The organism is Synechococcus sp. JA-3-3Ab (genome assembly GCF_000013205.1).
Classification (GTDB): domain Bacteria; phylum Cyanobacteriota; class Cyanobacteriia; order Thermostichales; family Thermostichaceae; genus Thermostichus.
In genome coordinates this window covers 1952991-1972841 of record NC_007775.1, presented here as the reverse complement: position 1 = coordinate 1972841, position 19851 = coordinate 1952991, and the positions used below count along the sequence as shown (strand labels likewise).

Below are 19851 nucleotides of genomic sequence, written 5' to 3'. Positions count from 1 at the left end.
CCTCAGGGATCTCCCTTAGGGCGAGTTTCGCTGTCGAGCACTTCCAGGATGGCCTTGGCGGCGCGGGCCAAAACTCCCGGCTCCCCCAGCGCTGCCCGCATAGCAGCATAGTCGGCCTGCAGTTGGGTGCGGCGCTCGGGCCGAGTCAGCAGCTCCAAGGCCAGTTGGGCGACTCGCTCTGGCTGGGCCTCCTCCTGGAGGAGTTCCGGCACAATGGGGCGCATCAGCACCAAGTTGGGGGGAGACATAAAGGGCACCGACACCTTCAGCCAATGGCGGGCCAGCCAAAAGGTAATTGGGTTGAGGCGGTAGATCACCACCTGCGGGATCCCCAAAATGGCCGCCTCCAGGTTGACAGTTCCCGACTTGGCCAGCACCAGGTCGGCGGCCGCCAACAGCAGGTGATGCGCCTTCGGAGGCGAAGGGCGAGGCAAGAGAAGGGTGAGATCCTCCAGCCCATAGCGGCGGGCGGCTCGGGCAATCGGGGCGGCAAAGCGGGGCGAGGCCAGCGGCGCCCAAAACCGCACCTGGGGCAGGCGAGCCCGCAACAGCCGCGCTGCCTGGAGCAAGATGGGCAAAACCGAGCGCAGCTCCTGGCGGCGGGAGGCCGGCAGCAGCGCCACCACCATCGCTTCCTCAGGGATCCCTAACTCAGCCCTGGCCTGAGCGCGACCGGGTACACTCGCCAAAATATCCAGCAGGGGGTGGCCCACATAGCAAACCTGGGCACCTGCTGCGGCGTAGTAGCGGGCTTCTTCAGGGAAAATCGCCACCATCAGTCGCATCTGCTGGGCTAGCCGGTAAGTGAGGCGGCTGTTGGGCGACCACACCCATTCTTGGGGGGCAATGTAGTAAACGGCAGGGATGCGTCGCCGCTGCAACAGGCGGGCGATGCGGCTATTGATGCCGATGTAATCCACCAGGATGGCCAAATCAGGCGGGTCTTGCGCCAGGAAGCGGCGGATCTTCCACTCCGTCCATAGGGCAGGGCCGACGAAGGGGAGAGCCTCCAGAATGCCGATAGAGCTGATCTCCGTGGTGCGGTGCAACAGATTGGCCCCCGCAGCGGCCATCTCCTCTCCCCCAACTGCCGTGATGCGTAGGTGCGGGCGTTGGCGCAGCAACTCGCGGATGAGATGGCCGGCCTGCAGATCCCCGGAGACTTCTCCGGTGCAGATAAACAGATGGCTCACAGGTCGTCCTCTTCTCTGCTGCGGCGCAAGGCCGGCAGAGGGCCGCGCCGTTGGGGTTGGGAAAGGGAATCTTCCAAAAATTGCAGCAGATGGAGCAGGGATCCCGTCTCGTCCACCAGCTCTTTCCCCTGCAGGGAGAAGATGCTAGAGCCCCCCTCGCTTCGCAGACTCTCCCGCAGCGTTTGCAGCGCTTTTTCCAGGGGCAAACCGGAACGGTAGAGCAGCCGGTAGGCCTGCCGCAAGGCCGCCAGGGATCCCTCCATCCCCTTGGCTCGCCGCAACCCCACCAAGTTAAGGCCCCGGATGCGGGCCGGGTGCCCCTCCACCAACATGTAAGGCGGCACGTCGCGATCCACCCGGCTCATGGCCCCCACCATAGCCAGGCGCCCCACACGGGTAAACTGGTGGAGCCCGACCATGCCGCCGATGCGCGCCTGCGACTCAATGTGAATGTGGCCAGCCAGGGAGACAGCGTTGGTGATCACCACCTGATTTTCGATGACGCAGTTGTGGGCGACGTGGACGTAGGCCATCAGCAGGTTGTGATCGCCGACCACCGTCGCTTCCCCTTCATTGGTGGCTCGGTTGATGGTGACGAACTCGCGGATGCGGTTGCCCTTGCCGATCACCAGCTGAGAGGGCGCGCCGCTGTACTTCAGATCCTGAGGCTCCGTGCCCAGCACCGCCCCCGGAAAAATCTGGTTGTCCTCGCCAATATCTGTCCAACCATCGATCACCACGTGGGCCCCCACCACCGTACGGGCGCCAATGCGCACATGCTCGCCGATAACCGCATAGGGGCCAACTTGTACCGTCTCGTGCAACTCAGCCTTCGGATGGATCACCGCTGTGGGATGAATCCGAACAGAGGAGTTGGGAGTGGATCCCGCTGAAGCCAACGAACTCATTTCTAACCTAGCCAGCAAATGTAGCTACGCTCCCAACCCTGCGATTAGGGCTTGCTTGGGGAGGGCACAATCCTCCACCGCTCTGCTGTGAAACTCCGACCGGGAGGTGAAAGCAGCACTTGACATGCCCCTATCCCAACACTTTAGCAGGGTCTTTCCACGCCAAGTTGCCTCCGCTGGGCTCCTCCTCGGTGACATCCTCTCCCGCTAAGCCCTGACGGGCTGTAGACGGGAGCTTCCGGGAATCACTTCCCGGAGTTGCTGCTTCAACGGACTGGTAAACCAGGATCCTCCACAGCCAGAGAGCGGCAGTCCCACCGCCCTGAGTCCTCGCTTCAAAATCTCGATAGCAGCGTTCAAGTCTCTGTCCCACGACCCGCAACGGGGGCAATCATGCACCCGTTCCGACAAGGCCTTGGGAACACGCTCCTCACAAACACAACAATTTTGGGACGTACCACGGGGATCCACTCTCAACACCTGTTTGCCGCGTTTGACCGCCACTGCTGTCAGAATGTCAAGAAATCGTCCCCAAGCCGCATCCAAAATCGATTTAGCCAACCGAGTCCGTGCCAGCCCTCGGACGTTGAGATCCTCCACCACCAACAGGTCGTATTGCCCCACCAGCCAGTGCGCCACTTGGTAGTGGAACGCTTTGCGTTGTCGGGCAACGTGCAACTGCAAACAAGCAACTTTCGTGGCTTGTCTCTTCCAGTTGGCGGATCCCTTCACCTTGCGGCTCAGTTGCCGCTGCTGTCGGGCCAAGTGCTTTTGAGCTTGGCGGTAGTACCGCGGGATAGGCACCACCTCCCCATCGCTGGTGGTGAGAAACCTATCCAATCCCACATCAATGCCCACCGCCTTTTTGATCGGCACAGGCTCTGGGAGAGGAACGCTTTTGTCCTCCAAAGTAATGCAGACATACCACCCATCGGCCTTGCGCACCACTGTGCAGGTTTTGGGCACAAACCCCTCTGGTAAGGGGCGGTGCAGCACCACAGGCAGCGAGCCAATCTTGCTCAGCCGCAGAGTCTCCCCTTCCAGATGCGCTCCCGCCTTGGGGCAATTGATGCGGGGGAATGTGAAGGATCTCAACTCCCCCGCTTTTTTGAAGCGGGGCCGCCCCCGCCGCTTGCCTGTGCTATCCGGCACCTGCCACGCTTTCCACGCCTTGTCCAGCCGCATCAAGTTTTGCTGCAGCACCTCGGCGTAAATGCCCCGGTAGGCCGGGAACAGTTGCTTGATTTGTTTGAGGGATCCCGCCTGCCGATAATAATTCGGCTCCAGCGGAGCTTCTGACACAGGCAACGGACAAGAGACAAGGCTGCAGCGGTCAATTGGACAACGGGTTGCGGTCAGCCAATCCAGTCTCTGCCCCAGAGCGTCGTTCCACTGCCGCCGCAACAATTCCAGCCACTCGGTCATCAGAGCGGCTTGGTCGTCGCTGGGCAGGATCCGGTACTCGTAGGTGATAATCATGAGACGGTTCTAGCATTTAGCGCAACGAGCTACAACATAGGCCATCGTTCTGTTTACAGCCTACAAATCCACTTGGTGCTGGTGACAAAGTACCGTCGTCGGGTGATAACTGCTCCAATGTTGCAGAGGCTGGAAGATATATTTCGAGCGACCTGCCAAAAGTGGTGCTGTTCCTTGGTGGAGTTCAACGGTGAGGCGGATCATGTGCATCTGTTGGTGAGTTTTCCGCCGGATGTTCAGGTCTCGAAGCTGGTGAACAACCTGAAAACAGTCTCCAGCCGGTTGATTCGCAAAGAGTTCGCCACAGAGGTGGCACGGTTCTACAGCAAGCCTGTATTTTGGACAGGGGCCTATTTTGTTGCCTCTTGTGGTGGGGTCACCGTTGAGGAGTTGAAGAAGTATGTTGAGCAGCAGGCAACGCCCAGATTGTGAGACTCAGGGGCATTGAACCCCTTCGTCTCACCGCCTATCCCCCACCCGCCAAGCTGCGCTGTGGCGGGAGTACCCCGGAGGTTCTGATGGGGAAAACAGATGGCCACCCCCCACTTGCCCCGCGGTTGCGGAGCGCCAAAGGCCCCGCTGCTGGCCGCTGTTGGCCCATCAATCCACCAGGGAGAACATCAGCTCCCCTTCGGTCACCAACTGTCCCCCCACCTGGGCCCGACAAAACATCTTGCCGATGCGTTTTTGCCGGATGGTGAGCAAATTGGCTGACAGCAGCAACTGATCCCCCGGCAGCACGGGGCGGCGGAAGCGAACGCCATCGATGCCGGCAAAGAGAGCCAACCGCCCAGCCACATCCGGCAACTTGGTCAACACGATCCCCCCCAACTGCGCCATGGCCTCGACGATCAGAACGCCGGGCATGATCGGTCGGTTGGGGAAGTGCCCCTGGAAAAAGGGCTCGTTGAAGGTGACGTTTTTCAGGCCCACCGCCCGTTGCCCTGGTTGATACTCCACCACGCGATCCACCAGCAAAAAAGGGTAGCGATGGGGCAGGATCTCCAGGATTTGATCCGTGGTGAAGACGGGGGGAGCGGTTGCCAACTGGGCAGCTGCTTCAGCCGAGAGAAGAGGTGGAGGAGAGACATCAGAGGACATAGTAACCCACAGAGCCAGAAGACAAACCGTGAAACCGTGACGTACTCCCGCACTCATGCTGACGCATAGAGTGCAGGCTTCATGGCTTACGCCACGCTTCGCCAACAGTGACTCCTGCCCAATGGCAGGACATTTCCTGAGCTTGAAGAACGGGACGCCCCACCGCTCTGGATTTGATAACTCGCGCCGAGTTGTGATCCCGTGACAGCCTTAGCCCGCAGGAGGGGCAATCGTGCCACCGCTCATGCAGCTTTTTGGGCACCTCACGACCACACCCCGAGCACCCTTGACTGCTGCCGCGGGGATCCCCTGCAATCGTCAACAGCCCAGCTCTTTCAGCCTTGGCTGCCAGAATTTGCAGGAACTGCCCCCACCCAGCATCATGCACAGATTTGGCCAGTCGAGTCCTCGCCAGACCTTTGATGTCCAACGCCTCATGGGCTATGTGCTTTCTTGTCTGCAAAAGTTTGCGGGCAGTTTTGTGGTGAAAATCTCGGCGCTGGTTGGCTACTTTCTGATGTGCCTTGCTCAACCTCTTGACCGCTTTCTGGTAGCGGTTTGGCCTCTTCTGCTTGCGCGATACAGACCGTTGCAGCCGCTTGAGGGGCTTTTGCGCCCTACGGTAATGCTGAGGAACCTCAACCGCCTCACCCTCATCGGTGACCAAGAAAGAGCTTAGCCCCAGGTCTATCCCCATCGTGTTTTCCCACGTTGGCGTGTCAGGGCTCCATTCCGGGACAGACGAATCCTGCAAACTCAAGGTGACGTACCACCCATCCACCTTGCGGGTGATGGTGGCCGTTTTGATAACAAACCCCTCAGGCAAAGGACGGTGTTGGACCAGCTTGACCGGCCCAATTTTGGGCAGATGGATAAACTGCCCTCGAATGCAGTCCTGCTTCATCTGAGGGAAGGTGAAGGAGCGATACCGCCCAACACCCTTAAACCTGGGCCTGCCTGCCCGCTTGCCGTTACAGTCACCTTTTAGCCATCGGTCAAACGCTCTTTGCACTCGTTCTACACAGTCTTGGAGCACCTGGGAATGAATCGCTTGGTATTCGGGGAAGAGAGCCTTTGTGTTTACCAAGTCTCGTTTCTGTGAGTCGAAATCGGGCTTGTCTTTCAACTCAGGCAGATGGCAGACCGTCAAGGAGCAGGCATGGATATTGCAGCGATTCTGCTCCCACCCGTTGAACCGTTCTGCCAGGCGATAGTTGTACTGCTTACGCAGCAGCTCCAGCCACTCACCCATCAGGGCGACTTGGCTAGCAGTAGGGCGCAAGCGGTACTGGTAAGCGGTTCTCATGATGAATGCATTGTACCTGTTGAACGCTCCCGCCTCTCATCCTGACTCTGACCGGCCCGCCCCCCCTATATCCCCCCGTATACGGGGGGACTGGGGGGCTGGGGGACTGGGGGGTACAGAGCGGGGCTTCCAGGACTACGTCCCGCTAGCGCGAACGGCGGATTAGCTAAAGCCCGCATGGGCGGGCATTGAACCCAAAGCAAGGCCGCACAGAGAAATTGCAGCAGGCCAGGAACTTTTCACCCATCCCAGCAGCCGGGATCCCCCTCAAAACGAAGAGCGAGATTCCACCCCACCGAGGCAAAGGGGATCCCTTGCTTGCTCTTGAGCTGGCTCCACCTGCAGGGATCCACTCTTGAGCAACTGCTCAGCCAAACGGTGGTGGAGGGCGTGGCCCGCCTTGTAGGCCACAATGTGCCCCTGCAAGCGGCAGCCCAACAAGCTGAGATCTCCTAGTAAATCTATCAGCTTATGGCGCACCGGCTCATCCGGGAAGCGCAACGGCCCCAACCACTCGGTTTTGCTGCAGACGATAGCATTTTCCAAGCTGCCCCCCTGAATCAGCCCCTGTTGGTGGGCCAGCTCCGCATCCTGTTGGCGGGCGAAGGTGCGGGCCGGGGCAATGGATTGGACAAAGTCCGCCCTGTTCTCCCGCCAGCTCAGCCACTGTTGGCCGATAGGGCAGTCGGCAAAATCGATGCCATAGGTAAAGCGAAACCCGGGGTAGGGCACGGCGCTGACAAAGGCTTCCCCTGCCCAGACCGTGACCGGCTCCTGGATCACCCCCAGCAGGGCCGGCTGCTCCTGGGCCAGGATCCCGGCTTGGGCAACGGCCTCCACAAAGGGCAGGGCGGAGCCATCCAGAATCGGCAGCTCCGGCCCCTCCACCTCGATGCGGCAGTTGTCGATGCCCAGCACGTAAAGAGCGGCCAACAAGTGTTCCACCGTCTGCACCTGGACAGGGGGGGATCCCTGCTGTAGACGGGTGCAGAGAGCGGCAGGGGCCAGGGATCCCAACCGAGCGGGGATGGGAGGGGAGCCCCGCTGATCCACCCGCACAAAGACTCGACCGCTGCTGGCAGGGGCCGGATGCAGGCTACAGCGAACCGGCAGGCCGGTGTGCAGGCCCACCCCCTCTAGGGAAATAGAGCTGGCCAAGGTGTGTTGTTGTTCTCTCATAGGTCTCTATGGCCAACGCTCTTGGCCCCGGTCGAAAACGCGATAGTAGAGTTCCCGATAGCCAACGCGCAGGCTGCTGCTGGCGTCTGCCAATTTGCCTTTGCGACTGCCGTAGGCGCTGAACACCTCGTAAGTATCTCCCTCAAAGAAAAACGAGGAGACATCGGAAACCTCTTCCCCCCCCAACAACTGCCAACGCCCCCCCCGAAATCGCAGCCGGTAGTGGGCCCTGTCCAAGCTACCGGAGGGGCGGTCGATGGCGGCGTCGATGCGGCCCTCGTACTCCGGCGGCTCGGCTCCTGCTATGGGTCGAACCTCGACGGAGATATCGCGGTAACGGCAGTTGGGGCGGCTGCATAGGCGGATCGAGCGCATGGCCTCGGCAATGGCTTCCAGCCGCTGTCGCGCCTCGGCCAGAGAAAAGTGCTCCGCACCGCTATCGCGAACGAGCTGGGGCGACACCTGAGTCGGCTCTGCTGCTGGGGAGAGCGACGAATGGGCAGCCAAGGCTGGGGATCCCCAGCAGCACCCCAGCAGCAATAGGCACATCCAACTCAGCCAACGGCGGTAGGCGGATCCCATCGGCGCAATCTATGACAAGATCTAACTCCTCTACTTTAGGGGATCCCTATCTGCGATTTCTGAGCAATGCCGGCATCGTCCAACTGGGCTCAGGAGCGATTGGCGCAGGTACGCCTTGTGTTAGTGCGGCCGGCAGGGCCGCGCAATCTCGGGGCCATTGCCCGCGTGATGAAAAACATGGGCCTGCGGCAGTGGGTGTTGGTGGATCCCCAATGCGATCCCCTCGACGCAGAAGCAGTCACCATGGCCGTGCATGCGACGGACTTGCTCCGCCAAGCCCGGCAGGTGCCAACCTTAGCCGAGGCCCTTCAGGGATGTGTGCAGGTATTCGGGACAGCAGGCCGCCGCGAGCCCTACCCGCCCGAATGGCAAATTCAGTCTCCCCGCCAGGCTTTCCCGGAGCTGCTGGCTGCCGGCCCTGCCGCTCTGGTGTTTGGCCCTGAAGATCGGGGCTTGAGCAACGAAGAGCTGGCCCTCTGCCATCGCCAGATCCAGATCCCCACCGATCCGGCCTACCCTTCCCTGAACTTGGCCCAGGCAGTGGGCATCTGTTGCTACGAGCTGCGCACCCTCCTCTGCCAGAATCTTCCCCCGCCAGTGACCAGCTCTGGGATCTCAAAGCCGGCTCCCTTCGAGCTGCTGGAGGGTTTTTTCGGCCACCTGGAGGCGCTGTTGCTGCAAATTGGCTACCTGCACCCCCACACCGCTCGCCGCAAGATGCTCAAGCTGCGCGCCCTCTTTCACCGCGCCGGCCTGATCGTGTCCGAGGTGGCCCTGTTACGCGGGATCCTGCGACAACTCCAGTGGAGCCAAAAATCTTCTCCTCGAGAACCCCCAAAAAAAGAGGATCCTCATCCTGCTGAGAGTGGATCCTAGCTGCCGCGGCCTCTGGCCGGCTGCCTCTGAAAACAAACCTCTGGGAACTGAGACAAGGGAATCCAGCTAGGTCTGGATGGTCTTCCTGCGGCAAACTTGATTTGACGGAGAGGGTGGGATTCGAACCCACGGTGGCTTGCGCCACGACAGTTTTCAAGACTGCTTCCTTAAACCACTCGGACACCTCTCCAGAACCTATCTTAGGCTGTGCAGTTGCCGCTTGTGCAGCTCGAGGGGTCCTGCTATCCCTGCTAACGGGTTGTGGGGAGGAATGGGGATCCGCTATAACCCACTGAGGGATCCCTGGCTATGCGATGAGAGGACATTTTTGCCCAGGTCAGGTGCAACTTCTGGCTTGGCTGTCGCTAGCGTTGTTGGCTGCCTGTCGCCCTTGGCCAGACGCATCTCCTTCCGAAGCTGCCCCCCCGGATCCGGTGCTGCGCCACATCGGCGAAGATGGCACCCATTTTGAGGCTTCCGTGGGCGATACCCGCGCTCTCCCTCCCCACTTCCCGCACCAGTTGCGCTTGCCCGACGCCACCGTCATCTCTTCGGGGCAAATTTGGGATCAGGAAGGAGGGCTTGCCTCCCTGATTTTGCAGACCTCTCAACCTCTCTCGGAGATCGCCGCCTACTACCGCCGCACCCTCTGGGGCCGGGGCTGGGATCTCCTCTCCGATCTCGAGCAGGCCGGCGGCATCCGCACGCTGGTGTTCGAGTCTCCCCCTCGCCCCGACAGGCCGCCCCAGCAGGCGGTCATCCAAGTGGGATCCCCCCGCCGCGGGCCGGATCAGGTGGAGTATCGCGATATCCTGATTTTGCTGAGTACCGTCGTCCCTGGCGGCGAAGCGCAGCCTGCCGCTGCAGCCGCTCCCTAGAGCATGCCCGTCTATACTCAAGCGATTGAAATTGCCGCTGGCGTGGCCCAGGTGGAGCGCTGTCTAATCGATCCAGCGCTGATGCGGCGCTGGCTCAACCCCCTGTTGAGCTGTGAGGCGCTGGGATCCCCCACTGGGCAACTGGGCAGCCGCTACCGCTTTTTCCTGCGCCTGCCGCTGGTTTCCCCCAGCCTAGACTGCGTGATCGCCGAGCGGGCCGAGGGCCTGGTGCAGTGGCAGTTTGAGGGTTTTTTTCAGGGCACCGACCGCTGGGAATGTTGCCCCCAGCCGCTGGGAACGCTATTGGTAAACCGCTTTGAGTTTTGCATCCCCAACCCTTGGGTGGCGGCAGGGTTCTATCTGGTGGCAGCGGAGCTGACCCGGCACGACATGCGGGCACAACTGCGACGGCTAAAGGCAGTGGCCGAGGCTTTGGGTTAGGCTGGTGGCAGGTAGTAAAGAAACGTAAAAAATGGCAATGACCAGCAACAGCAGCCTGTTCAACCGTCGCTTTTTCGACAACTTCATCCCCCAGCCGGCCAACAGCCCTCTGCAGATTGGCGAGCTGGCCCCTGACTTTGAGCTGCCCAATGTGCACGGGGATCCCGTGCGCCTGTCGGACTACCGCGGCCAAAAGCCGGTGGTTCTGGCCTTTACCCGCATCTTTACAGAAAAGCTCTTCTGCCCCTTCTGCTACCCCCACATCCAGGAGCTGAAGGCCCGCTACGAGGAGATCCGGGCTCTGGGAGCAGAGCTGCTGATGGTTACCAGCACCGACCCGGTGCAAAGCCAACAGATCCAAGCCGACCTGGAACTGCCCTATCCGCTGCTGGTGGATCCGGAGTGCAAAACCTTTCGGCTCTACGGCGTCGGCCAAGCCCTGGGGGCGCCCCTGCCAGGCCAGTTCATCGTGGATCGCGAAGGGAGGCTGCGCTATAAGCACCTCTTCTCCTTTGCCGAGCCCAACGCCAGCACCGACGAGGTGCTGCGGGTCTTGCGAGAAGGGCTAGCCAGCGGCTGGGATGGAACCCGCCGGGTGGCTCCCGTGCCCTTTTTCTAAGCCTTCCTAGGCAAGCCCGGAAGAGGAGAGGAAAGAGGTGGTCTTTGCGCGGCTGGCCCAGAATAGCGCCCGTCAGGCGGAGATCCTAGAAGTAGTCCTGCGCCACGGCTGGGACTACATGCGGCGCTTGCTCTCTTTGGGCAAGGCGGAAGAGCCGCAACTGCCACCACCCCTGGTGCTGCGCAACATCCTGGTGGATCTGGGGCCGGTCTATGTGAAGCTGGGCCAGTTGCTGAGCACCCGCCCCGACCTGCTGCCGCGGGAGTATATCGAGGCCCTCAGCACCCTGCAGAGCAATGTGCCCCCCGTGCCCTGGAACGCGGTGGAGATCCTGCTGCGCCAGCAGTTGCGAAAGCCGCTGGAACAGGTATTCAGCAGCCTCGACACGGAAGCGGTGGCGGCGGGATCCATTGCCCAGGTCCATCGCGCCCATCTCGTCAGCGGCGAAGCGGTGGCCCTCAAGATCCAGCGGCCCGGCGTGGAGGCAATAGTAGAGCGGGATACAAGGCTCATCCGCAGCATTGCTGAATTGGTGGCGCAAACAGAATTTGGCCGGCTGGCAGACGTGGTGGCCTTGGCGGATGAGTTTTGCCGGGCCATTCAGGCGGAGCTGGACTTTACCCAGGAAGCCCGCCACACGGAGCAGCTGCGGCAACGCCTGCAGGCTGGCCGTTGGTTTGATCCCAACCAACTGGTGGTGCCGCGCGTCTATTGGGCTCTTACCACCCCCAAGGTGCTGACCCTGGAGTGGATCGAAGGAAAGCCACTCCTGGAGGCGGATCGCAGCGACGCCGAGCCGCAGCAGCTTGCCCGCCTGCTCACCCGCGCCTTTTTCCAGCAGATCTGCATCGACGGCTACTTCCACGCCGATCCCCACCCCGGCAACTTGTTCTATTTGGGATCCGGTCGCGTAGCCCTCTTGGACTGCGGCATGATTGGGCGGCTGGATCCGCGCACGCAGCAGATTGTGCTGGAGCTGATTTTGGCCATCGTCAGCCTGGATGCCCAGCGCTGTGCCGAACTCACCCTGGAGCTGGCCCTGCCGGAAAGCCCCAGGGGCCGCTTGCGGGATCCCGCCGTCAGCCTGGCCCAGTTGCAGCGGGAATACGAGCGTCTTTTGCGGCAGTACTACACCCTAACTGTGGCCGAGCTGGATTTTAGCCAGCTTTTCTCCGAGATCCTGCAAGCAGCGCGGCGCAACCAGATCCGCATCCCCGGCAACCTGGGGCTGTGCGCCAAGGCCCTGGCCAATCTGGAAGGGATCGCCCGCCAGCTCACCCCAGACTACAATCTGCCGGAGCAAATTCGCCCCCTGATGGCGGACGTGTTTCGGCAGCAGTTGCTGGGGGAAGCTCCCCTACCCTCGCTGCTGCGCACAGCCTTGGACCTGAAAAACCTCTCGCTGCAGTCGCCGCGGCAATTGGAAGTGCTGCTTAGCCGCATCACCTCGGAAACCCAACGCTGGAACCTCACCATCCAAGAGCTGGAAGACCTCCGCATCAGCCTGGATCAGTCGGCCAACCGCCTCTCCTACAGCATCCTGGTCGGATCCCTGATTATCGGCGCCGCCATCATCTCGGCGCAAACCCAGCGCTTCCAGGTCTTCTGGCTGAGCGAGCTGCTTTTTGGCGCCGCCAGCCTCTTGGGACTGTGGCTCATCCTCAGCATCCTCCGCTCCGGTCGCCTGCGCAATTAGCCCCTAGCTCGGACTTGCCAGGGATCCCGATCCTAGCCATGTTGCCAAAAGCACATAAAAACGGTATCAACGCTTCTGCGAGCGCCTCGCCAAAACCCGCAAAAGCCGATTTTTTCGTTGACCCGCTCGATGCCTTGCGCCACAAGGCTTTCAGGCCTCTCACCCCTCCTCTGCAAGGCCTTTTTTTGCCCTCTTCGACCGACCCCCTCGCAAATAGGCCTTGCATTCCTTGCCCCGCTTGGGTTTAATAAGGGTAGAGTTCCCCCTTCGGGGGGATCCCTAGAAATTGGAAACAGATGGACCCGCCCGAGTATCCGGGCAACATCCCGGATGGTTCCCCCTTCGGGGGGATCCCTAGAAATTGGAAACAAAAGAAAACCTGCTACCCAGTGAGTAGCGGGTTAGCGGCTCTCCCTTCAGGGAATCTCCAGAAATTAGGAAGGCGGCTAAGGAACTCCGAGTAGATCTCGGTATAGGCCTTGACCCACTCGGGATCGGGCTGGATGAGGCGTTCCACCTGCACCAGCCGATCGGCAGCCTGCTGCACCGAGCAGCACCAATAGGCCGAGGCGGCCAGGACAGCTGCCCCTACGGCGGCCTCGGGGTGCTTGACCACTGCTAAGGGGCGGGCAAGGAGGCTGGCGCGCAGGCGCAGCCACAGAGGGCTTTTGCAGCCGCCGCCGGTGGTCAACAGCGTTCCCTCTATGGGGATCCCGTGGGCGGCCAAGGTCTCCAGCCCCAGCCGCTCCACCATTGCCACCCCTTCCAAGAGAGCTGCATAGAAGCGAGGGGATCCCACTTCCGCCTGGGGCAAGAAGCCGGCAAATTCACTATCCAGGATGGGAAAACGCTCGCCGGGTCGGCAGAGGGGATAGCTGACCAAGCCCGTGGGCAGATGGGCTTCCGCCTGCCGATCCAGGGCAGCAAAGTTGCCGCCGGGGAAGAAGTGGGGCAAGACCCCGCCGCCGCAGAAGGAGGCTGCTCCTGGCCACCAACTGGTTCGGTCGGGGTGCAGATGGGAGTAGAGGCTTTGCGTTTGCACGGGATAGGACTCCGTCCCGCTCACGCGAACAGCACTGTTGGCCTTGAAGATGAGGGTTGTGCCCAGGCTGGTGGCAACCTGCCCCAAGCGAGTAGCCCCTGCGGCCAACTGTCCGGCGCAGCCATCGGTGATCCCGGCAGCAATCAGCACCTCTGGCCCCAGCTCCCACTCCGCCCGCACCGTTCCCAGAACCGTTCCTGGCGCCACCACCTCAGGAAAGCGCTTGGGGTCGAGGCCATGGCGAGACAGCCACTCCCGCGGCCACGTGTAGGTTTCCAGGTCGAAGCCGCTTTTTAGGGCATGGGTGTGATCGGTTACCCGCCGGCGGCCTCCCAGTTGGCTCAGGAGAAAGTCCGCCGGGTGGGCCAGGTAGCTGTCCCGGTATTGATCAGGATGGGCTTCTGCCCACCACAGCCAGCGGCTGAGCCCCCAACTGGCCGGGATCCCCAAGCGCCGGGCCTGGGCCTGTCCCCGCAGGTCGGAATACAGCCAGGCCTGATCCAGCGGCATGCCCCGCCCGTCTACCGGCAAAACCGTGCCAGAGGTGCTACAGGCACTGAGGGCAACGATGGCGTAGCGATCCCCCAGTTGGGTCTTCAGGTGTGCCAGCAGCGTCTTCAGGGTGCGCAGCCAGCGGCCCGGGTTGGTTTCTGGGGGATCCCAGGAGCGCTCGCTTTTGCCCACCACCTCCCCCGCTTCTGAAAGGGCCACCACCCGCATTCCCGAAGTGCCTAGGTCGATCCCGAGAAATACAGGTCCCATAGAGCTCTAGAAATCTCGGCTGCTGCGGGCCAAAGCCTCTTGGATGTCTAGATCGAGGTTCTTCACCGACTCCAGCACCGAACGGGTAATCAGCTTTCCTGCCTGCACCAACACAGCACCAGTGATAGGGTGCAAGATGGGCTGCTCGGCCCGCCGCCCAATGAGCACCTCGATATCCTTGAGAGCATTGGCGTACATTCCCACCGGCAATTCCACCACCACCCCTTCCCCCAGAACCCGCGCTTGACAAGCTAGGCGGGAATTGGTCTTACGAGTGGTGATCACCTCCAAGGTGCGCTGCTCCCGGGGGGTCATGGCCGAGAGCGATTCCATCCCCTCTTTTACATACACATGACAGGTGGCGCAGAGGCCGCGCCCGCCGCACTCTTTCAAGACATTCAGCTCTTCCCGCAACAGCACCGAGAGCAAGTTGCTGTTGGTGGCCACTTCCGACACCTGAGCAATGGGATCCAACCGCACCCGCTTGACCATTGTCTCTCCTTCGTTGTTACATCCCTTAACGTTAGCTTGTCCTGGCAAGGGATCCTAGTCACACCTATACTGTATTATTTTTTACTCGCCCTGGGATTGGGAAGGAGCGGGCTGGGCAGGCTAAAGTAGATCCTGTCCTTGTTTGCGTAGCCGTCGAGCTTTTCCAAGGTTTTGGCGGCATGAGCTCTCCGCCCATCCAGTGGTATCCCGGCCATGTGGCCAAGGCCATTGGCCAGTTGCGGGAACAATTGCGGCTGGTGGACGTGGCAATTGAAGTGGTGGACGCGCGGATCCCGCTGGCCAGCCGTCACCCTGAGCTGGACAAGTGGCTGGGGGAAAAACCTCGCCTCTTGGCGCTTAACCGAGCCGATTCCATTGCGGCAAGGGATCTCAAAGCGTGGCAGGAGCATTTTTCGCAGCAAGGGATCCCGGTCTATCCCACCAACGGTCAATCGGGAGAAGGGGTGCCCCGCCTCAAGCAAGCCATCTTACAGATGGGGCAAGCGGTAAACGAGCGGCGGCAACGGTGGGGCATGCGGCCGCGGGCTGTCCGGGCCGTGGTGGTGGGTTTTCCCAATGTGGGCAAGTCTGCCTTGTTGAATCGACTTTTGGGACGGCGAGCCGTCGAGAGCGCTGCGCGCCCTGGGGTAACCCGGCAACTGCAGTGGGTACGGCTAGGGGGGGAGTTGGATTTGCTGGACTCGCCGGGCATCCTCCCGCCTTCGCTGCCGGATCAACAGGCAGCCTCCCTGCTGGCCATCTGTGATGACATCGGCGCCGCAGCCTACGATCCTGAGCAGGTGGCCGCCTACTTCGTGGATCAACTGCTGCAGGTGCAGCCCCAGGCCCAAGCCCTGCTGCAACAGCGCTACGGCTGGCCCGACCCGATCCCCCCTGGCAGCGTGGCAGTGCAAGATCTCGCAGAGCGGCGGTATCGAGGGGATGCCGAACGAGCGGCAAGGCAAATTCTCAACGACTATCGCAAGGGATGGCTAGGGCCTCTAGCTTTGCAAATTCCTCCCAGCTCTAGCCCTCTAGCAAGAGGCTAGCTTCATCTGTCTGTATATGTTGCTACGAGATGCGGCAGAGTGAGTGATAGGATGGAACTAGAATACTAACACTGCGCCAGATTTTTCCCTGAAGTTTTTCGCAGCGCTTTTTGCCTTTAACCTGCCTGCGGACGGGTAAAGTTGGGGATAGGCTGTAAGAAACTCCAGGGAGTAAACCATCCTCCTTGCTAGATTCCCATGGGTCAGCCTGCTGTTGCCGCCAGCTTAGAGGGAGGCTTTGACCTAAATAGCCTGGATTTTGAGGTGCCGGGATGGCTGCGGGCTTTGCTTTCAGGCGCTGAAGATCTCGGCGATGGGCTGCGATCCTACACGGCGGAAGAGGCAGATTTGCTGCGCCGGGCCTTCGAGTTTGCCTACTGTTTGCACAAGGGCCAAAAGCGGAAATCAGGGGATCCCTACATCGCCCATCCGGTGGCCGTGGCCAGCCTGTTGCGGGAGTTGGGGGGTGACGCCGTTACCGTAGCTGCTGGCCTTCTGCACGATGTTGTCGAAGATACGGAAGTTACCCTGGAGGCCCTAGAGGCCGAATTTGGCCCTGAGGTTCGCCTGCTGGTGGAGGGGGTAACCAAGCTTTCTCAGTTTAATTTCTCCAGCAAAACGGAGCAGCAAGCAGAAAACTTCCGCCGCATGTTTGTGGCCATGGCCAAGGATATCCGGGTCATTGTGGTCAAGTTGGCGGATCGCTTGCACAACATGCGCACGCTGCAATATCTGCCCCCCCACAAGCAAAAACAGATTGCAGCCGAAACTATGGAGATCTTCGCCCCCTTGGCCAACCGGCTGGGGATCTGGCATTTCAAGTGGGAACTGGAAGACTTGGCCTTTAAGTACCTGGACTACGAAGCCTATCGCCAGATTCAAGAGCTGGTCAACGCCAAGCGTAGCGAGCGAGAGGCAGAGATCCAAGCGTTTATTGAAGAGCTGCGGAAGCACCTCATTCAAGGGGGGCTAGAGCACTTTGAGATTAGCGGGCGGCCCAAGCACCTGTACGGCATCTACCGCAAGATGCAGCAGCAGCGCAAAGAATTTCACGAGATCTACGATCTCCTGGCCGTGCGGGTTATCGTGCAAACCGTGAGCGAATGCTACCGGGTGCTGGCGGTCGTTCACAACTGTTTTCGCCCCATTCCGGGTCGTTTCAAAGACTACATTGGCTTGCCCAAGGCCAACCGCTACCAATCTTTGCATACGGCTGTGATCGGCCTACAGGGCCGACCGGTGGAGGTGCAGATCCGCACCGAAGAGATGCACCGCGTGGCCGAATACGGCATTGCCGCCCACTGGAAGTACAAAGAAGCCGGCAGCACCCCCGTAAAGCCCGAGGAAGAGCGCTTTACCTGGCTGCGGCAACTGTTGGAGTGGCAAAACGACCTCAAGGACGACAAAGAATACCTGGACACCATTCGCGAGAACCTATTTGAGAGCGAGGTTTACGTCTTTACGCCCAAAGGAGACTTGCTGGCCCTGCCCCAGGGATCCTGCCCGGTGGACTTTGCCTATCGCATTCACTCTGAAATTGGGGATCACTGTGCCGGGGCGCGGGTGAACAACAAGATCGTGCCCTTGAATACCCGCCTGCGCAATGGCGACATTGTCCAAATCATCACCCACAAGAACGCCCACCCCAGCCTGGACTGGATCAATTTTGTAGCCACCAGCTCGGCCCGCAACCGCATTCGCCAATGGTTTAAGCGCTGCAATCGCGAGCAAAACATCGCCCGGGGCCGGGACTTGCTGGAGCGGGAGCTGGGCAAAACGGGGTTCGATGCGCTGCTCAAGTCGGAGCGGATGCAAAAGGTGGCCGAGAAGCTCAACTACACCAGCGTGGACGACCTGCTGGCGGCGCTGGGCTATGGAGAGGTCACCCCCACGCAGGTGCTCCATCGGCTGCAGGAGGTGAGCAAGCCGGCAGTCTCTCCCCCGCCAGAGGAGGGATCCCTTGAGGAAGCCAAGCTGCTGCTGCCGCGGGCCAATGGGAGCCGAGGTTCCAGCCGATCCCAATCTCCCATCCTGGGGGTGGAGGGTCTGAAACACCAGTTGGCCAAATGTTGCAACCCGCTGCCAGGGGATCCCATCCTGGGCGTGGTTACCCGCTTCAAGGGTATCACCATTCATCATCGCGATTGTCCGCGGGTGGCTCAGGTTCCGGGGGAGCGGCTGGTGCCGGTGCGCTGGAACGAGGAGCAATTACGGCAGAGCACCCAGATCTACCCTGTGGAACTGCGCCTGGAGGTCATTGACCGCGTTGGCGTGCTGCGGGACATCCTTTCCCGTCTTTCGGATCAGAGCATTAATGTGCGCAATGCCAGGGTGCAGACCTTTGCCAACCGTACGGCTCTGATCGATCTCTGTATTGATGTGCGGGACAAAAAACAGCTCGACCAAGTTCAGAGTCAATTGCGCCAGCTCTCGGATGTGCTGGTGTTGCGCTCCCGCCACTACCAGAACGGATCCCGCTGAAGAACTTCTAGGGTCTTTTTTTCGCTGGTTCGAGAGGAGGCGCCCATATTAGGATGATTGAGATGGGTAACCAATCTGAGCGGAGGATCCCGGCATGTCAGCAGCACAAGGTGGGCATCTTGCCCGATTCGGACAGCGGCTCTCTGGGGTGTTGTTACTGCTCTGTGTTTGCCTCAGCTTGCTCACCGGTGCCTGCTCCGCAGGCTCTAACTTGCGCGCCTACAGGGATCCTGGCGGAGCCTTTGCCTTTGCCTATCCCAACGGCATGGTGGCAGTGAACTTGGGGCCAGGGAAAGGGCCAGCGGTGCTTCTGCGCGACTTGGTCTACGAGACGGAGAACGTCAGCCTGATGATTGCCCCCTTTGATAAGGGAGAGACGATTGCCGATCTGGGTGGCCCGGACGAGGTGGGGCAATTGGTGGCGGAGAAGATCATCGCCCCGGAAGGCTCTGGTCGCTCGACCAAGCTGTTGGCCGCCGAAGCTTTTGAGCGGCAAGGCCGGCCCTACTACCTGTTTGAGTACCAAACCGATATCGGATCCCAGCTCCGCCACGAGGTAGTGACGGTAACCGTGCGCCACCATCGCCTCTATACTCTGACTGCCTCCACCCAAGAATCCCGCTGGCCGCAGGTGCAGGCTGCCTTCAGGAATGTGGGCCATTCTTTGAATGTCTCTTAAGACTTTTCTCCAAGATTTTTTGAGAATCTTAGCTGCTCTAGGAAGCCTCAGCCAAGGCAGGCCTGATTGCAGAAATTGCATCAATGCCCAATCCATATAAAGGTTGTACCAATTGAGATCGAATTGGCTCTTCAGATCCCAGGCGAGACATCTGCTGCTAAAACGGTAATGTTTTAAATCTGCAGAGATGGGCTTCTATCCCCCTTCAGTCTGGTCTATGACCGTATACGTGGTTCAGATCAGCGACCTGCATCTGTTTGCCAAGCCGCACCAGCGGCTGTTGGGGGTGGACACGGAGACCTCTTTCCTGCAGGTGCAAAAGGCCATTGCCGCCTTGGATCCCTTGCCCGATCTGCTGCTGCTCACCGGGGATCTCGCCCAGGATGGCAGCGCCGCCGCCTATGCCCGTTTGCGGGAGCATCTGCGAGCTCTTCCCATCGACACCTATTGGCTGGCGGGAAACCACGATCGCCTTCATAACATGAACTCAGAGCTCTGCGCCGAGCGAGTACACCGGGAGAAAAGCTTCAGCCGAGAGAACTGGAGCTTTATTTTGTTGAACTCTCTGGTGCCGGGCAAAGACAGCGGCTACCTAACGGATGGCGCCTTGCTGTGGCTCCGCCAGGAGCTGCAGCGCAGCCAGGCTGCCCAGAACCATGTTCTCTTGGCCCTGCATCACCCCCCCTTCTCGGTGGATTCCGACTGGCTGGATCAGAGTGCCCTGCAGCAGCCGGAGCGGCTGTTTCAGGTTTTGGACGAGTTCGACCACATTCGCCTGGTGATCTTCGGCCACATCCACCAAGACCTGCACCGCCGCCGGCAGGGGGTCGATTACTTTGCCTGTCCCTCCACCTGTGTGCAATTTCGCCCCAAAAGCTCTCGGTTTAGCCTGGACGTGATCCCCCCGGCCCTGAGGCAGATATGGCTGGAGCAGGATGGCAGCTTCAAAACCCAGGTGCAACGGGTGGAAGCCGCCCTGCAAATGCCCAACCTAGCTCTGAAAGGGTACTGAAAGATCCCCCTCTCAGCCGACGGCAACCCTCCCCCCTCGAGCGCCTTTGGGCTCTCTAAGCTATTGATATTGATTG

The 19851-nt window shown here is 60.5% G+C and carries 19 protein-coding genes and 1 tRNA gene; 10 read left to right on the top strand and 10 right to left on the bottom strand.

What is annotated here, in order from left to right; genetic code table 11:
- Positions 1-2: 2 nt before the first annotated feature.
- The 3 genes from lpxB to CYA_RS09235 all read right to left on the bottom strand — a co-directional run bounded on the left by lpxB (position 3) and on the right by CYA_RS09235 (position 3580).
- Positions 3-1193, bottom strand: coding sequence for a lipid-A-disaccharide synthase (gene lpxB, locus CYA_RS09245; protein WP_011430780.1), 1191 nt, complete (start codon positions 1191-1193; stop codon positions 3-5).
- Complete coding sequence (lpxA, locus tag CYA_RS09240) at positions 1190-2101, bottom strand: acyl-ACP--UDP-N-acetylglucosamine O-acyltransferase (RefSeq protein WP_011430779.1); 912 nt, start codon at positions 2099-2101, stop codon at positions 1190-1192. The genes lpxB and lpxA overlap by 4 nt, the downstream gene beginning before the upstream one ends.
- A gap of 207 nt (positions 2102-2308) precedes the next feature.
- Entirely contained in the window at positions 2309-3580 is a 1272-nt protein-coding gene (locus CYA_RS09235) for an RNA-guided endonuclease InsQ/TnpB family protein (protein WP_011430778.1), read from the bottom strand.
- On the opposite strand from CYA_RS09235, the gene tnpA reads away from it, so the two are divergent.
- Entirely contained in the window at positions 3536-4012 is a 477-nt protein-coding gene (gene tnpA / locus CYA_RS09230; protein WP_011430777.1) for an IS200/IS605 family transposase, read from the top strand. The genes CYA_RS09235 and tnpA overlap by 45 nt on opposite strands.
- Positions 4013-4180: 168 nt before the next feature.
- Here the strand turns inward: tnpA and fabZ are convergent, their stop codons facing one another.
- The 4 genes from fabZ to CYA_RS09210 form a co-directional block, all read right to left on the bottom strand.
- Positions 4181-4681, bottom strand: coding sequence for a 3-hydroxyacyl-ACP dehydratase FabZ (gene fabZ / locus CYA_RS09225; protein WP_011430776.1), 501 nt, complete (start codon positions 4679-4681; stop codon positions 4181-4183).
- Positions 4682-4760: 79 nt separating this feature from the next.
- Positions 4761-5987, bottom strand: coding sequence for an RNA-guided endonuclease InsQ/TnpB family protein (locus CYA_RS09220; protein WP_011430775.1), 1227 nt, complete (start codon positions 5985-5987; stop codon positions 4761-4763).
- A gap of 267 nt (positions 5988-6254) precedes the next feature.
- Positions 6255-7166, bottom strand: a complete 912-nt coding sequence (lpxC, locus tag CYA_RS09215) for a UDP-3-O-acyl-N-acetylglucosamine deacetylase (RefSeq protein ID WP_011430774.1) — start codon at positions 7164-7166, stop codon at positions 6255-6257.
- A 6-nt stretch (positions 7167-7172) separates the two neighbouring features.
- Positions 7173-7748, bottom strand: coding sequence for a hypothetical protein (locus tag CYA_RS09210; protein ID WP_011430773.1), 576 nt, complete (start codon positions 7746-7748; stop codon positions 7173-7175).
- Positions 7749-7814: 66 nt separating this feature from the next.
- Between CYA_RS09210 and CYA_RS09205 the strand changes: the two genes are divergently transcribed.
- Positions 7815-8624 carry an RNA methyltransferase gene (locus CYA_RS09205; protein WP_011430772.1) on the top strand — a complete coding sequence of 270 codons (810 nt, stop codon included), beginning with the start codon at positions 7815-7817 and terminating at the stop codon, positions 8622-8624.
- Between the two features lie 105 nt (positions 8625-8729).
- On the opposite strand, the gene CYA_RS09200 is transcribed toward CYA_RS09205, so the two are convergent.
- Positions 8730-8814: transfer RNA gene (locus tag CYA_RS09200), tRNA-Ser, on the bottom strand.
- A 124-nt stretch (positions 8815-8938) separates the two neighbouring features.
- Here CYA_RS09200 and CYA_RS09195 point away from each other — a divergent pair.
- Genes CYA_RS09195 through CYA_RS09180 form a run of 4 tightly spaced genes read left to right on the top strand, consistent with a single transcriptional unit; the run spans position 8939 to position 12258 of the window.
- Positions 8939-9502: a hypothetical protein gene (locus CYA_RS09195; RefSeq protein WP_011430771.1), complete on the top strand. Its 564-nt coding sequence runs from the start codon at positions 8939-8941 to the stop codon at positions 9500-9502.
- Positions 9503-9505: 3 nt separating this feature from the next.
- A complete protein-coding gene (locus CYA_RS09190; RefSeq protein WP_011430770.1) occupies positions 9506-9943 on the top strand; it encodes an SRPBCC family protein in 438 nt (145 codons plus the stop codon).
- A 37-nt stretch (positions 9944-9980) separates the two neighbouring features.
- Positions 9981-10562, top strand: coding sequence for a peroxiredoxin family protein (locus CYA_RS09185; RefSeq protein ID WP_011430769.1), 582 nt, complete (start codon positions 9981-9983; stop codon positions 10560-10562).
- A gap of 37 nt (positions 10563-10599) precedes the next feature.
- Positions 10600-12258, top strand: a complete 1659-nt coding sequence (locus tag CYA_RS09180) for an ABC1 kinase family protein (protein WP_011430768.1) — start codon at positions 10600-10602, stop codon at positions 12256-12258.
- Between the two features lie 382 nt (positions 12259-12640).
- On the opposite strand, the gene CYA_RS09175 is transcribed toward CYA_RS09180, so the two are convergent.
- Together CYA_RS09175 and CYA_RS09170 are read right to left on the bottom strand one after the other, a co-directional pair.
- Positions 12641-14062 carry an FGGY-family carbohydrate kinase gene (locus tag CYA_RS09175; protein WP_011430767.1) on the bottom strand — a complete coding sequence of 474 codons (1422 nt, stop codon included), beginning with the start codon at positions 14060-14062 and terminating at the stop codon, positions 12641-12643.
- A gap of 6 nt (positions 14063-14068) precedes the next feature.
- A complete protein-coding gene (locus tag CYA_RS09170) occupies positions 14069-14554 on the bottom strand; it encodes a 2Fe-2S iron-sulfur cluster-binding protein (RefSeq protein WP_011430766.1) in 486 nt (161 codons plus the stop codon).
- A gap of 179 nt (positions 14555-14733) precedes the next feature.
- On the opposite strand from CYA_RS09170, the gene ylqF reads away from it, so the two are divergent.
- From ylqF to cpdA, 4 genes are all read left to right on the top strand, one after another.
- Positions 14734-15603: a ribosome biogenesis GTPase YlqF gene (gene ylqF, locus CYA_RS09165; RefSeq protein ID WP_011430765.1), complete on the top strand. Its 870-nt coding sequence runs from the start codon at positions 14734-14736 to the stop codon at positions 15601-15603.
- Between the two features lie 198 nt (positions 15604-15801).
- Positions 15802-18084 (top strand): RelA/SpoT family protein, encoded by a 2283-nt coding sequence (locus tag CYA_RS09160; protein WP_011430764.1) that lies wholly within the window; start codon positions 15802-15804, stop codon positions 18082-18084.
- A gap of 94 nt (positions 18085-18178) precedes the next feature.
- Positions 18179-18763, top strand: a complete 585-nt coding sequence (gene psbP / locus CYA_RS09155) for a photosystem II reaction center PsbP (RefSeq protein ID WP_071813523.1) — start codon at positions 18179-18181, stop codon at positions 18761-18763.
- A 217-nt stretch (positions 18764-18980) separates the two neighbouring features.
- A complete protein-coding gene (gene cpdA, locus CYA_RS09150) occupies positions 18981-19775 on the top strand; it encodes a 3',5'-cyclic-AMP phosphodiesterase (protein ID WP_041438436.1) in 795 nt (264 codons plus the stop codon).
- Positions 19776-19851 lie beyond the last annotated feature (76 nt).

What these genes read in the sequence shown, in the direction of transcription:
- CYA_RS09205 (WP_011430772.1), top strand. Translation starts at nt 7,815, where the DNA reads ATGCCGGCATCGTCCAACTGGGCTCAGGAGCGATTGGCGCAGGTACGC.
- CYA_RS09235 (WP_011430778.1), bottom strand. Translation starts at nt 3,580, where the DNA reads ATGATTATCACCTACGAGTACCGGATCCTGCCCAGCGACGACCAAGCC.
- CYA_RS09195 (WP_011430771.1), top strand. Translation starts at nt 8,939, where the DNA reads ATGAGAGGACATTTTTGCCCAGGTCAGGTGCAACTTCTGGCTTGGCTG.
- CYA_RS09185 (WP_011430769.1), top strand. Translation starts at nt 9,981, where the DNA reads ATGACCAGCAACAGCAGCCTGTTCAACCGTCGCTTTTTCGACAACTTC.
- cpdA (WP_041438436.1), top strand. Translation starts at nt 18,981, where the DNA reads ATGACCGTATACGTGGTTCAGATCAGCGACCTGCATCTGTTTGCCAAG.
- lpxC (WP_011430774.1), bottom strand. Translation starts at nt 7,166, where the DNA reads ATGAGAGAACAACAACACACCTTGGCCAGCTCTATTTCCCTAGAGGGG.
- psbP (WP_071813523.1), top strand. Translation starts at nt 18,179, where the DNA reads ATGTCAGCAGCACAAGGTGGGCATCTTGCCCGATTCGGACAGCGGCTC.
- CYA_RS09190 (WP_011430770.1), top strand. Translation starts at nt 9,506, where the DNA reads ATGCCCGTCTATACTCAAGCGATTGAAATTGCCGCTGGCGTGGCCCAG.
- CYA_RS09175 (WP_011430767.1), bottom strand. Translation starts at nt 14,062, where the DNA reads ATGGGACCTGTATTTCTCGGGATCGACCTAGGCACTTCGGGAATGCGG.
- ylqF (WP_011430765.1), top strand. Translation starts at nt 14,734, where the DNA reads ATGAGCTCTCCGCCCATCCAGTGGTATCCCGGCCATGTGGCCAAGGCC.
- fabZ (WP_011430776.1), bottom strand. Translation starts at nt 4,681, where the DNA reads ATGTCCTCTGATGTCTCTCCTCCACCTCTTCTCTCGGCTGAAGCAGCT.
- CYA_RS09210 (WP_011430773.1), bottom strand. Translation starts at nt 7,748, where the DNA reads ATGGGATCCGCCTACCGCCGTTGGCTGAGTTGGATGTGCCTATTGCTG.
- CYA_RS09160 (WP_011430764.1), top strand. Translation starts at nt 15,802, where the DNA reads ATGGGTCAGCCTGCTGTTGCCGCCAGCTTAGAGGGAGGCTTTGACCTA.
- CYA_RS09170 (WP_011430766.1), bottom strand. Translation starts at nt 14,554, where the DNA reads ATGGTCAAGCGGGTGCGGTTGGATCCCATTGCTCAGGTGTCGGAAGTG.
- lpxA (WP_011430779.1), bottom strand. Translation starts at nt 2,101, where the DNA reads ATGAGTTCGTTGGCTTCAGCGGGATCCACTCCCAACTCCTCTGTTCGG.
- CYA_RS09220 (WP_011430775.1), bottom strand. Translation starts at nt 5,987, where the DNA reads ATGAGAACCGCTTACCAGTACCGCTTGCGCCCTACTGCTAGCCAAGTC.